Below are 12,333 nucleotides of genomic sequence, written 5' to 3'. Positions count from 1 at the left end.
TAAGTCGCGCGTCGAGCTTGCGGACGCCTGTTGCTGCAAAAGCCGTCGTCATCGTGATTAAGAATGCCTGATGTTGTGGCGACCGCAAGGTTTTTTGTAGTCGAGTACCAATACGGCTGCCCATCATCCTTTCATCAGCGAGTTCTTGGGCGAGCGTTTTCAAAAAATTCGATGGCGAGACGCGCCACTTCATCATGCAACGTCCGTCGGTCGAGCCCGTCTGCCATTTCGAAATCTGGGATCAATCGCAGGCCTTGCGCTGTCGGCTCCGAGAGGAAATCGTAGTGATCGACGCCTCCTTTGAGGATACTGAATTTGCTGTTCGCTACATGCCTATGGAGCCACGCGCCGAATTCGGCTGCAGGGGCAGTCTTGTCCGCATCTCCTGATACAACATGGATGGGTCTGGAGATCGAACGCAAACTGTCGTGCGAAAATCCCAGCACCGATCTGGCCGGTGCAAGAACGAGGGCGGCCTTAACCCGATCATCCCTGAAGTCATCACGCCTGCGGTTCCATGACGTTCTGAAAGCTTCATTCTCTTGAATGAGGCGAGGAAGATGGTCAGCCACGTCAGGAAATTCCCGCGGTCCCCGAATTGGGCTTTTCACCGGATTTTCCGGTTCGAACTGCGAGTACAAGACACGTGCCCCCGCAATCAGCATTGCCGTGTAGGCACCGGCCGAAAACCCTGCGACGAAAGCGCAATCGGTAACTTGGCCGCCAAGCTTCGCACGCCAGGTCCGATCATCTAGCAGCGCTGTGAGGTCAGCGGCTCGCTCCCAAAGGCAGAGGTAGCCTTCCGGGCGGTATGTTTCGATGCCCGTGTGTCCGTGATGATTTACAGCCAGAGCGACGAAGCCGCTTTTCGCGAGGCGATGCGCCAGCCATTCAAGGCCGAAGGTGACGCCGCCACTGCCGTGCGACAGCAGGACGAGAGGATGAGGCTTCCCGGCATTCTTCAGCGCGGCATCCGGAGCGATGGGATGCAGCCGGAAAATCGGATGTTCAGTCGCAAGCACTTCGTTGGCGCTATCGACGGCCGGATACCACATAGTCCAGGAGAGCGGACGAGGGCCGTCGCCGGTCCAGTTCGTCCTGGTGTGGTCGAATGAGAGCCCTTCCGTGAAACCGACCGGCATTAGGTCTCCTGTGCAACGATCGAGTTCCCGTCCATCTTAGGCGCTCTTCTTAACCGGCATCTGGAGCAAATTCTGTAACCGGAGATTTACCAGCTTGCAATCAGAGGGGTGTCCGTCGAGAGTTGCGGAGCTGAGGCGCGTGTGGAGGGAACGATGCGATGATCACATTTCCTAGGTTCGCCGTCTGTTTAGTGGGAATAGTCTTTTTTACTTTGACTGCTACCTCGACGGCGTGCCGCCGCAAGCGAGGCCGCATAGAACCCAGCGCATTTCAAGCGAGATTGGTGACGCCGCCATTATGCCGGCCCTGCTCCATGGTACGGCAGGTAACGGCAAGATCACATCAGCTAGGTCGTTCCGCCCGGATCATAAGCACGAACGCCGCAAGATCACGCCATCTGGCGAAACGAGGCGCGGCCATGCACGCCTCCGGCGTCGGTTGTGGCTCGCGGACTTCAACAATCCGAAAGCCTGCCCGGGCGACACCATTGAGATATTCACTGAGCGTGCGGGGAAAGCGGGGCACCTCAAACAGCACTACGTCCTCATCGCTCGGCCGGTCACCAAAGCGCCAAGTCTCAACAAAATCGGTTTGTTCGAAATAGCGGGCAACGACCAACCCAGTAGGCTTTGCTTTAACATCCTTCTGCCACCGTAACCCCGGGATAATAAAACAAGGGTGCAGAACGCTGAACGCGATGAATCCGCCAGGCCGCAGGAGCCTGAAGGCCTCCCGCATCGCTGCTGAAAAATCAGGACCGTCCATCAGGGCCATGGTAGAGACGACGGCATCGAACGAGGCATCCTCGAAACCGGTGTTCTGGGTGTAGGATGCAACCGCGTACCGGACACCGAGTGGAAGGTGGTGTTCAGCCTCACGTGCATGGCCAATCATCTTCTCGGAAAGATCGATGCCGGTCATTCGTGCACCCATCTCGGCGAACCGCCTGGTGTTGGAGCCTTCACCGCAGCCGAAATCGATGATGTCTAATCCGGCGATGCTTGGCAGAAAGGCTTGAAACGCCGGGAAGGTGAATAGCTCGCGGTAAGTGTCATAGCCGTTCCGGACATCATATGCCCATTGATCGGCATTGTCGTTCCAGCGGGCAGCGACTTCGGTTTCAGATACCTGGGTCATTCTGTGCTCCTTCTGGAAATTCGATTGCGTGAATGTACCTGATTTGAACGAGCTATCCAGCGGTGTCTGAGACGCAGCGACATGGTGGCTTCGTCACGTGATGCCCCGAGCTGTCGCGACGACACTGTTCAAAAATCGGCCTTTGCCCTTGTATAGCCATCGCCGTCATAGGCATATTTTCCGGAGAGTTTTTGTTTGAGCACCGAATATTCCGCCGCGATCAGCGGATGCGCAATCAGGTAGTCTCGAAAAATTATGCGCTTCTGATGCGTTTCGTTTCCCTGCGGCAGTAAATAGATCCGCCGTATGGGCTTCGTCGATCTCATCATGAATGCGTAAACGTCCCGCTCGTAGCGATTCCCACGGTTCTCATAACCTGCGCCCTCCATGGTGTTGATGGCCGCCAACACACGTTCAGGACTTGGCATTGTGACGTCAATGTCGATCAGGGGCTTTGCCGAAAGGCCGGGAACTCGCGCTCTCATCTAAAATAGCCACGCCGCAAGGCTGGTGCCAATAGGAGGCCACTTGCCTATTGTCGCAATCGATCATGTCCAACTCGCCATGTCCTTCGGCGAAGAAGCCGCTCCTCGCCGATTTTACGTGGACGCTCTTGGACTGGCGGAAGTTCCAAAGCCCGATCAACTCGCGGCGAGGGGTGGCTGCTGGTAAGGCCACGGTATGAGGGTTGATACCGACTTGTATGCGGAGGTCAGCCAGCCGTGGCCGATGACTTTCTTCGGCAACTCCGCCAGGGAGCGACCGGTAGATGACTTCGCTCGATGCCGAGCTAATTCTTGTGCCGAGGCTCAAAACCGTGTCGGAGTGGCTCAGCCGCCATGGTGACAGCGATCCCGGGATTCGTGACTCTTCTGAGCAGGCGTCTCAGATGCGCTACTGCCGCCCGGCGATAATTGAGGAGTTGACGTCGTTGATGTCGCGTTTGCCGCAGAGCGCCATGGTGATGTCCATCTCCTTGCGGAGGATGCCGAGCGCCAGTGTCACGCCTTCTTTGCCCATGGCGCCGAGGCCGTAGAGGAAGGGGCGGCCGATATAAGTGCCCTTGGCGCCGAGCGCCACGGCCTTCAGCACGTCCTGGCCGGAGCGGATGCCGCCGTCGAGATGGATCTCGATTTTATCTCCGACGGCATCGACGATCTGAGGGAGCATGCTGATCGAGGAAGGGGCGCCGTCGAGTTGGCGGCCGCCATGATTGGAGACGACGATTGCGTCGGCGCCGGTCTGGGCTGCGGCCTTCGCGTCCTCGACATCGAGAACGCCCTTGATGATCAAGGGGCCGCCCCATTTTTCCTTGATCCAGGTGACGTCGGCCCAGGAGAGCTGCGGATCGAACTGCTCCGCCGTCCAGGAAGACAGCGAGGAGAGGTCGGAAACATTCTTGGCGTGACCGACGATGTTGCCGAAGGTGCGGTGCTTCGTCTTCAGCATGTCAAGGCACCAGAAGGGGCGCGTTGCCATTTGCCATATGTGCTTCGGCGTGAATTTCGGCGGGGCGGAGAGGCCATTGCGCAAGTCTTTATGCCGCTGACCGAGGATCTGCAGGTCAGCCGTCAGGACCAGTGCCGAGCACTTGGCCGCCTTGGCGCGGTTGATGAGGTCCATGACGAAGTCCTTGTCCTTCATCACATAGAGCTGGAACCAGAACGGCCGCGTCGTTACGGCGGCGACATCCTCGATCGAGCAGATGCTCATGGTCGAGAGCGTGAAGGGAACGCCGAATTCCTCGGCCGCGCGGGCAGCCAGCATCTCGCCGTCGGCGTGCTGCATGCCCGTCAAGCCGGTTGGCGCAAGCGCCACCGGCATCGAGACTTTCTGACCGATCATCGTCGTTTCCAGCGTGCGGTTCGTCATGTCGACGAGTACGCGCTGGCGCAGCTTGATCTTGGCGTAGTCGCTCTCATTCGCTTGATAAGTCGACTCCGTCCAGGCGCCGGAATCCGCATAGTCGAAGAACATTTTCGGCACGCGCCGTTGGGCGAGTTGCTTGAGATCAGCGATGGTGAGAGGAGTGGCCATGGACGAGACTTTCACATCTGGATAGTGCCGTGGCCCTTACCATGATTTTCAAGCTGTTGGGTAACTCTTTCGTCGCCTACGGAACAAGAATAAGACTGCCCGCAGCACGTCCTTCTTCGAGGATTTGCTGCGCCTTAGCGGCGTCGGGCAAAGCATATTCTCCGGCAATCGTTGCGGTGACGCCGGAACGCATAATCTCGACCACGGCTTTGGCCGCCCTCGTGTAGTTGTCGAGGTCGGCGACATAGGCGATGACGCTCGGATGAGCGAGAGATTTCCCCGGGCGCAGCTCCTCGACGGCGACAGGCGGTATCGGGCCGCCGGCCTGACCGATTGTCGCGGCGACGCCGAATGGCCGCAAGCATTGAATGGTCTTGGACAGCATGCTGCCGCCGATGCCGTCATAGGCGGCATGAACGCCGCAGCCTCCAGTCAGCCGCTTCACTTCTCCAACGACATCTGCATCGCGCCCGATGATCAGGTGGTCGGCGCCATGCTTGCGGGCGAGCACTGCCTTTTGCGCCGAACTGACGGTCCCGATGACTGTTGCTCCGAGATGCTTTGCCCATTGCACCAAAATGGAGCCGAGCCCGCCGACTGCTGAATGCACGAGAATGATCGAGTCGGGGGCGACCTTGTAGGTCTGCGTCAGCAGCATGTAGGCAGTCATGCCCTTCAGCATCGAGGCCGCGGCGAGGCGTGATGGAATCTCGTCCGGAAGGCGGATGGCGCGCGCGGCGGGGAGCAGGCGCGTTGCGGTATAGGCGCCGGGCGTGCCGGCATAGGCAACGCGGTCACCCGGTTTCAGTTCGACGGCGCCGGTACCAACAGCCTCTACGATCCCCGCGCCCTCGACGCCTAGGACTGCCGGATAGGCCGTCAAGGGATAGATGCCCTTCCGATGGTAGATATCGACGAAATTCATGCCGATCGCTTCGTGCCTGATGCGGATCTCGTCGGGACCAGGCTGCTGCGGCGTGTGCTCCATGACCTGCAGTTGCTCTATGCCGCCCGGCGCCTGAAGTGTAACGATCTTGTCCATGACTTTGCTCCGATTTGCTCGCGGCAATCATGACCGATGGCTTGTTGATCGGAAATTCCCTATTCTTTGTCAGTTGATGGGAAAAAATGAACAATGTTCGATTGGGACAATCTTCGCTATTTTGCCGCCCTGGCGCAGTCTGGAACTTTGCTCGGGGCTGCCCGATCGCTCGACGTGGAACATGCGACGGTTGCCCGCCGCGTCGCCGGCCTGGAGGCGCAGATAGGCGTGAAGCTCGTCGACCGGCGGGGGCGACGCATCTCGCTGACGGCAGAGGGGCAACGGGTCGCGGCGATGGCCGAGCGAATGCATGAGGAGGCGCGGGCGATCGAACGCGTGAGCCTTGTTGCCGGAAACAGGCTTGCCGGCGATGTCAAGATAAGTGCACCGCCGACGGCTGCGGCCGCGCTGCTTGCGGGGCCGCTCGTCGAGCTCCGGCGCAATCATCCGGACATCGGCATAACGATTGTCGGCGAGACGCGATACGCCTCGCTGGACCGGCGGGAGGCGGACATCGCGGTTCGCATGACGAAGCCCGAACAGGGCGACTTTATCGTCAGCAAGCTCGGCGACGTGACTTTTGGCTTCTATGCGGCGCCAGCTTATCTGGCTTCCGTGCCGGAAAAGGACTGGAACTTCATCGCCTACGACGAAACGATGTCGAGCTCGCCGCAGTCAACTCGGCTGCTCGAGGTGGCGAATGGCCGAAAACAATCCATCAGGGCCAGGACCCTCGAGTTCCAGCTCTCCGCCGCGAGAGCCGGCGGCGGTGTCGCCCTCCTGCCAAATTTCCTTCTTGTCGGCTTGGATGACCTCGTCGAGGCCGTCCGGGAGCCCAAGCCGCTCACGCGCGAAGTCTGGCTTGTGGTTCACTCTGACATCAGGAATGTCCCGGTCATCCGCGCAGTGATTGAGGCTTTGAAGCAAAGCTGGTCTTATTGATATCCATGCCGCCCTTGTTGGCATCGATCGGCTGGAACAAATGTTAGCTCGTGGGGGCGGTGGATCATGACAAGCGAAAGGGATCGCCTGCGATCGAGAATTTCCGCCACGCGTTCGGAGCGTCTAACAGCGGTTGTGGGCAAAGCTTCCTGCTGTTGCATGCGGAATGGAAGGGCAGCGATTCGGTCGGGTAACGCGCCTCATAAGACAGTGAGATTGCTTTTCGCTGCTTCGCCCGCCACATAAGTCTCCGCGACCGCCCGGTCGTCCCCCATCGTCTGCAGCAGGAAGAGTTCGTCCGGCAGCGTCCTCACCACGTCCATCTTCAATGCCATGGCAGGCGTTGCCGCGGCGTTGAGGACGACGAGATCGGCGTCCGTGCCTTCCTCCAGGGTGCCGATGCTATCGGCGAGCGAGAGCGCCTCGGCGTTGCCGAGCGTCATGTAATAATAGCTTTCGAGCGGGTTGAGCCGCTCGCCGAGGAGCTGCTGGATCTTATAGGCTTCGTCCATGGTGCGCAGCATCGAAAAGCTGGAGCCGCCGCCGATGTCGGTGGCAACGCCGATCCTGACGGGTTTTTCGCGGCGCGCCAGTGCCCTCAACGGAAAGAGGCCCGAGCCGAGGAACAGGTTCGAGGTCGGACAATGGACTGCAACCGAACCGGCTTCGCTCATGGCATCTGCCTCGCGTTCGGAAAGGTGAATGCAGTGGCCGAAGAGGCTCTTAGGGCCCAGCAGGCCGTAGCGGGCGTAGATATCGGTATAGTCGATCGCGTCCGGATAGAGCTCGCAGGCCAAAGAGATCTCGTCGTGGTTTTCCGAAAGATGCGTCTGGATGTGCAGGTCCGGAAATTCGTGGGCGAGGGCCTGGGACGCCTCCATCTGCTGCGGCGTCGAGGTTATGGCGAAGCGCGGCGTGATGGCAACGTGGTTTCGGCCCTTGCCGTGCCAGTCGGCAATCACCTGGCGCGTTTCGTCATAGCCCATCTCGGGTGTGTCGAGCAGGCCCTGGGGCGCATTGCGATCCATCATCACCTTGCCGCCGACCATGCACATGTTGCGGCGCATGGCTTCCGAGAAGTAGGCGTCGGCGGAGGACTTATGGACGGAGCAATAGGCGGCAGCCGTCGTCGTACCGTGGCGGGCCAGTTCGTCGTAGAAATGCGTCGCGATCTTTTCAGCATGCGCAGTTTCGACGAAGCGGCATTCTTCCGGGAAGGTGTAGGTGTTCAGCCATTCGAGCAGGTTGGCTGCATAGGAGGCGATCACCTGCATCTGCGGAAAATGCAGATGCGTGTCGATGAAGCCCGGCATAATCAGATATGGGCGATGGTCGATCTCGACCGCATCTGCCGGTGCCTTCTTCCTGATGTCAAAATAGGCCCCGATCGCCGTGATCTTGCCTTCCTCGATCAACAGGCCGCCGTCGCTCTCGTAGCGGTAGCTGTCGGTATCGGTGAGGCTGAGGGGCGCGCGCCTAAACGAGAGCAGCCGCCCGCGCAGGAGTTTCTTCGTCATTGCTGTTTGCCTTCGACTGCGCTTTCGAACCACGCGACGAGCAGCTTTCGCTCGTCCGACGTAATCTCCGTCACGTTGCCGGGCGGCATGGCATGGCTGCGGCCTGCCTGTATATAGATTTCACGTGCATGGGCAGCGATTTGCGCGTCGTTTTCGAAGATGACCCCGTTCGGGGGTCGGGCAATGCCCTCGTAGACCGGTTCGGCGGCATGGCACATCGCACAGCGTGTGCCGATCAGCTCCTTGACCGCAGGGAAGTGGGGATCACCCGCAAACTGCTGGAAGGCCGGCGCGACGGCAGCCGTTTCGCTGCCACCGGTCAGCACCCTAGGCACCGTCGAAAGCCACATGATGAGGATGAAGAGGACGACAGACACGAGCCAGGTCCAGGTCGGGCGCCCCTTGCGTGCGTGTGTCGTGTTGAACCAGTGGCGGATGGTGACGCCCATCAGGAAGACGAGGGCTGCGATCACCCAGTTGAAGGCGGTGCCGAAGGCCAGCGGATAGTGGTTCGACAGCATGAAGAAGATGACCGGCAGCGTCAGATAGTTGTTGTGTAGCGAGCGCTGCTTGGCGACAACGCCATATTTCGGATCCGGCGTGCGTCCGGCGATAAGGTCGGCGACGACGATCTTCTGGTTCGGGATGATGATCAAGAAGACGTTGGCCGACATGATCGTCGCGGTGAAGGCGCCGAGATGCAGGAAGGCCGCGCGGCCGGTGAAGAGCTGCGTATAGCCCCAGGCCATGAAGACGATGACGCCGTAGAGCACCGCCATCAGTCCCCAGGTGTTTTTGCCGAGCAGCGACTTGCAGAGCAGGTCGTAGACGATCCAGCCGATGGCCAGCGAGGCGAGCGAGATCAGGATCGCCACAGGCGCGCTGATGTCGAGTATATGGCGGTCAATGAGGAAGAGGTCGGCTCCGCCATAGTAGACGATGCAGAGCATCAGGAAGCCGGAGAGCCAGGTGAAGTAGCTTTCGTATTTGAACCAGGTCAGATGCTCCGGCATCTGGGCCGGCGCCACCAGATACTTCTGGATGTGATAGAAGCCGCCGCCATGCACCTGCCATTCCTCGCCATAGGCGCCAGGCGGAAGATGCGGGCGCTTCACCAGCCCGAGATCAAGCGCGATGAAATAGAAGGACGAACCGATCCAGGCGATCGCGGTGATGACGTGAAACCAGCGTGTCGCAAAAGCAAGCCACTCCCACGCTATGGCGTATTCATACATTCAGTTCCCCTGTCTTCCTCCGACTCGCCACATTGCAGAAAGTTGATGCGGGAGGGAAGGGGAAAGACGTCAGCCGCCTGCTTTGCCGCGGAGCATGTGGAGGCAATCGTTGCCCTCGATTGTTGTAACGGCAGCGGATTTGCCGTGGGCACAATTCATTGCTTTGAAATTTCCTGGCAGTTCAGTCGCTGATCCGCAGCCGGGGCTCGTGATCGGCCGAGCGTCTCGAACGGATAACATCGATCTTCGACTCCTGGAGAAGGACGATTGCCCGCTGCCGTCGTCACCCAGGTGTCCGGTGACGACGGGTTGTCCATTCGTATGGTCACGACCAGTCACCATTTCGTGAAGTCCGTCTTTGATCAGAACCAGGACCACAAACGTAGCCAAACTGCCCTGCGATGTCAGATCGACGGAGTGTGGCTCACCAGGTCGAAGTCCCTGAAAAATCGACGGTATCTGAATACTCAGTACGCCCCGGTCGCGACTATAGGCTGCCGCCGAGAGCACTGGAATTGCCGCGACGTATTTCCACACGACAAGCCTCAATTCGGTCTCCGTCAGCATGGATTATGTGACCCGTGAGGTCATTGAAGTTGCGGGCTGTCTGCAGCAGCACGTATGGTTTGAATATATTGCACCGCAACATTTAGTGATCCTTGAAATGTCACGACTCGGTTACAATTACCATTATGGGCCGCCAGGATGAGGTGGAAACCGCATTGAGGCGGCGCATTCATCGACGGAGAAGATGCCCATGCGCAGCATTCTGGCAGGTGTGATGATTGCGTTCGCGTCGAGTGTAAGTGCCCACGACGCGCCAGCAGGTTGGTCTTACGAACCCTTCTGTTGCAACGGCGACAACCATACTGGCGATTGCCAGATGATCCCTTCGAAAAGCGTCAAGGTGACGCCCAGAGGGTATCGGGTGACGCTGTTGCCGGGCGACCACCGGCTGGTGACGCGGGCGCATGTATTCATGCTGCCGATGACGAAGGCGATGCAATCGGGCGACGGTGAATATCACCTCTGCCTGTTCCCGAACGAGGACACGCCGCGCTGCTTTTACGCGCCGGAAATGGGCTATTGAACGCAATTCATAGAGCTTGCGCGTCCATCTCGCCGATGATCCAGTTCCGGAAGGCTCGGATCTTCGGCACATTTCTTCGGCTTTCCGGATAGGCGAGCCAGTAGTCGGCGCCGTCGTAGCAGACGAGGTCGAAGGGCTGGCACAGCCGGCCGGCGGCAAGATCGTCCGAATAAAATTCCGGCGTCAGGATCGCAACGCCTTGACCGGCAATTGCGGCACTTGCTTCAAAGGACTGCGCGCCGAGCCTTGAGCGGGGACGACCGGAAAGATCGGGATTTTCTACGCCAGCCTCGGTGAACCACTGCAGCCACCAAGGGTCTCCGGCATCGATCAGCCGCAGCTTCAGCAGGTCGGCCGGTGAATGGATGCCGCCGATCGACTGAGCCAATGCGGGTGCCAGCATCGGCGTAAACATCACCTTCATCAGCATATGGGAACGCAGGCCCGGCCAGTTGCCTTTGCCGCTGCGAATTGCAAGGTCGGCAGCCTCGCGGGAAAAATCGATCAGCGTGTCTGACGTTTTCAATCTTACGGCAATGCTCGGATATTTCAGGTGGAACGATCCGATATGTCTCGCCAGCCACTGCGCCGCAAAGGTCGGGGTCGAGTGGATAAGCAGCATTTCTTCTGCTGCGGCGCTGACGGAGGCAACCGCTTCGCTCAGGATGGCAAAACCTTCCGTCACCCTCGGCGCCAGCCGTTCGCCGGTATCCGTCAGGCTGATCTGGCGCGGGCGACGCAGGAAGAGCGGCTCGCCGATATTCTCCTCCAGTAGCTTTACCTGATAACTCACAGCCGTCTGCGTCATGCCGAGCTCTTCGCCCGCCTTGGTGAAGCTGCCGAGCCGCGCCACGGCCTCAAAGACGCGCAGCGCATTCAGCGGGAACTGTTTCGACAGCTTCATGGATAAGTTCTCTTTATGCACCTAGACGGTTGTTCAATTGGAATTGCAGCATTTTCAGCGGCAATCTGCAAGCCATAGCATCAGTTGAACAAAGGTGATGTCATGGATTGCCATGCTGTCGAAGAAAGCACAAATCTCGTCAATCTCTCGCTTATGTCCCTTATTTCAGGCGTAGCAGGCTGGGCTTATGGCAAGGTATTCCACCCGTCGAGGCTCGATCTTGACCGCATTCCGGATCGAATGAAGCGCGATCTTGGCTTCCTGGACGGGCGCGATCCCCGTTACGAGAGCGATTTCTGCCGATAGGCGGAAAGCGCCGTCAGTATTTCGGCAGCGGTCATGGCGGCGATCACTTCCGGCCGCTTGTCCCTGACCGCCAAGCCGCCGATCGGCAGGGTGAGGCGGTCGAGAAAGTTGCGCTCGCCGCCTTCGCGCGAAAGCCAGCTCGCAAAGGTCGCCCGTTTCGTGGCCGAGCCGATCATGCCGGTATAGGCAAGATCGGTTCTCGAAAGCGCCTCGCGGGCGATCAGAAAGTCCAGCGCATGGTCGTGCGTCAGGATGACGACGGCGGAGCCCGCGGGAATCTCCTTCAGCAGTGCTTCCGGTATCGGCGTAAGGCGCGTCTTTGTCTCCGGCGGCAGATTCGCAAGTTCTTGCTTGCGCGTCTCGACCACTGTCACCAAGAGCGGCAGCGGCGCAAGTGCGGCCGCAAGCCCATGCCCGACATGGCCTGCGCCGAAAATATAGACCTCCGGCATGCCCGCCGCTTCTTCGGCCTGGCGTTCTTTCAGCTCCTTCATCAGGTCATCCGTCACCCGCCGGAACCGCAACTCGGCACGCCCGCCGCAGCATTGCCCGATCTCCGGCCCGAGCGGGATTTCCAGGGTCGCCCTGCCGCTGCCCCTAAGCAGGTCTCGTGCATTGCGGATGGCCATGAACTCCAACTGTCCGCCGCCGATCGTGCCCCAGGTGGCATTTTCCGCGACGAGCATGAAGGTGCCGGCTTCGCGAGGCGTGGAGCCTCGGGTTTCGACAATGTCGATGAGGATGATGGCAGGGTGAACGGACGTGAAGGAGAGGAAAGAGGACGTCATGGCGCGAAGGCACCCCGCTTTGTCCCTGACACTTCCCGCAAAAGAGGGAAGATTGATATGACGCGCGCTTGCCGCAAACCAACGGGCGCATTACCAATGCCTGCCGATTGCACGGAGCCGGGGCTTCTTGGCGATCTCTCCCATTGTGGGAGAGATGGCCCGCAAGACAAGGCGGGATAAAGCCTGCGCCCC

At 59.5% G+C, this 12,333-nt stretch carries 13 protein-coding genes; 4 read left to right on the top strand and 9 right to left on the bottom strand.

Annotated elements, in window-relative coordinates:
* Nucleotides 1–134: 134 nt before the first annotated feature.
* The 3 genes from AM571_RS14100 to AM571_RS14090 all read right to left on the bottom strand — a co-directional run bounded on the left by AM571_RS14100 (nucleotide 135) and on the right by AM571_RS14090 (nucleotide 2,708).
* Nucleotides 135–1,142, bottom strand: coding sequence for an alpha/beta hydrolase family protein (locus tag AM571_RS14100; protein ID WP_074061939.1), 1,008 nt, complete (start codon nucleotides 1,140–1,142; stop codon nucleotides 135–137).
* A 343-nt stretch (nucleotides 1,143–1,485) separates the two neighbouring features.
* Nucleotides 1,486–2,280, bottom strand: a complete 795-nt coding sequence (locus AM571_RS14095; protein ID WP_074061938.1) for a class I SAM-dependent methyltransferase — start codon at nucleotides 2,278–2,280, stop codon at nucleotides 1,486–1,488.
* A gap of 128 nt (nucleotides 2,281–2,408) precedes the next feature.
* Complete coding sequence (locus tag AM571_RS14090) at nucleotides 2,409–2,708, bottom strand: GrpB family protein (RefSeq protein ID WP_237358486.1); 300 nt, start codon at nucleotides 2,706–2,708, stop codon at nucleotides 2,409–2,411.
* A gap of 100 nt (nucleotides 2,709–2,808) precedes the next feature.
* On the opposite strand from AM571_RS14090, the gene AM571_RS36285 reads away from it, so the two are divergent.
* Entirely contained in the window at nucleotides 2,809–2,952 is a 144-nt protein-coding gene (locus AM571_RS36285) for a hypothetical protein (protein ID WP_155774452.1), read from the top strand.
* A gap of 222 nt (nucleotides 2,953–3,174) precedes the next feature.
* Here AM571_RS36285 and AM571_RS14085 read toward each other — a convergent pair whose 3' ends face one another.
* Together AM571_RS14085 and AM571_RS14080 are read right to left on the bottom strand one after the other, a co-directional pair.
* Nucleotides 3,175–4,317, bottom strand: coding sequence for an alpha-hydroxy acid oxidase (locus AM571_RS14085; protein WP_074061937.1), 1,143 nt, complete (start codon nucleotides 4,315–4,317; stop codon nucleotides 3,175–3,177).
* A gap of 76 nt (nucleotides 4,318–4,393) precedes the next feature.
* Nucleotides 4,394–5,359, bottom strand: coding sequence for a quinone oxidoreductase family protein (locus tag AM571_RS14080; protein WP_074061936.1), 966 nt, complete (start codon nucleotides 5,357–5,359; stop codon nucleotides 4,394–4,396).
* A gap of 93 nt (nucleotides 5,360–5,452) precedes the next feature.
* Here AM571_RS14080 and AM571_RS14075 point away from each other — a divergent pair, with 93 nt between their 5' ends.
* The gene (locus AM571_RS14075) at nucleotides 5,453–6,301 is read left to right on the top strand and encodes a LysR family transcriptional regulator (RefSeq protein ID WP_074061935.1); all 849 of its coding nucleotides are present in this window, start codon (nucleotides 5,453–5,455) and stop codon (nucleotides 6,299–6,301) included.
* Between the two features lie 200 nt (nucleotides 6,302–6,501).
* On the opposite strand, the gene guaD is transcribed toward AM571_RS14075, so the two are convergent.
* Entirely contained in the window at nucleotides 6,502–7,818 is a 1,317-nt protein-coding gene (gene guaD / locus AM571_RS14070; protein ID WP_074061934.1) for a guanine deaminase, read from the bottom strand.
* Nucleotides 7,815–9,053, bottom strand: a complete 1,239-nt coding sequence (locus tag AM571_RS14065) for a urate hydroxylase PuuD (protein WP_074061933.1) — start codon at nucleotides 9,051–9,053, stop codon at nucleotides 7,815–7,817. The genes guaD and AM571_RS14065 overlap by 4 nt, the downstream gene beginning before the upstream one ends.
* 757 nt (nucleotides 9,054–9,810) lie before the next feature.
* Between AM571_RS14065 and AM571_RS14060 the strand changes: the two genes are divergently transcribed.
* Nucleotides 9,811–10,143: a hypothetical protein gene (locus tag AM571_RS14060; protein WP_022714113.1), complete on the top strand. Its 333-nt coding sequence runs from the start codon at nucleotides 9,811–9,813 to the stop codon at nucleotides 10,141–10,143.
* 7 nt (nucleotides 10,144–10,150) lie between these two features.
* Here AM571_RS14060 and AM571_RS14055 read toward each other — a convergent pair whose 3' ends face one another.
* Nucleotides 10,151–11,047 (bottom strand): LysR substrate-binding domain-containing protein, encoded by an 897-nt coding sequence (locus AM571_RS14055; RefSeq protein WP_081377085.1) that lies wholly within the window; start codon nucleotides 11,045–11,047, stop codon nucleotides 10,151–10,153.
* Between the two features lie 102 nt (nucleotides 11,048–11,149).
* Between AM571_RS14055 and AM571_RS14050 the strand changes: the two genes are divergently transcribed.
* Nucleotides 11,150–11,353, top strand: a complete 204-nt coding sequence (locus AM571_RS14050; protein ID WP_074061931.1) for a hypothetical protein — start codon at nucleotides 11,150–11,152, stop codon at nucleotides 11,351–11,353.
* Here the strand turns inward: AM571_RS14050 and xdhC are convergent.
* Complete coding sequence (gene xdhC, locus AM571_RS14045) at nucleotides 11,329–12,141, bottom strand: xanthine dehydrogenase accessory protein XdhC (RefSeq protein ID WP_074061930.1); 813 nt, start codon at nucleotides 12,139–12,141, stop codon at nucleotides 11,329–11,331. The genes AM571_RS14050 and xdhC overlap by 25 nt on opposite strands.
* Between the last annotated feature and the right edge of the window lie 192 nt (nucleotides 12,142–12,333).

This window comes from Rhizobium etli 8C-3, from assembly GCF_001908375.1.
GTDB lineage: Bacteria > Pseudomonadota > Alphaproteobacteria > Rhizobiales > Rhizobiaceae > Rhizobium > Rhizobium etli_B.
The sequence above is the reverse complement of the archived record's forward strand: the minus strand, read 5'-3'. Positions and strand labels throughout refer to the sequence as shown.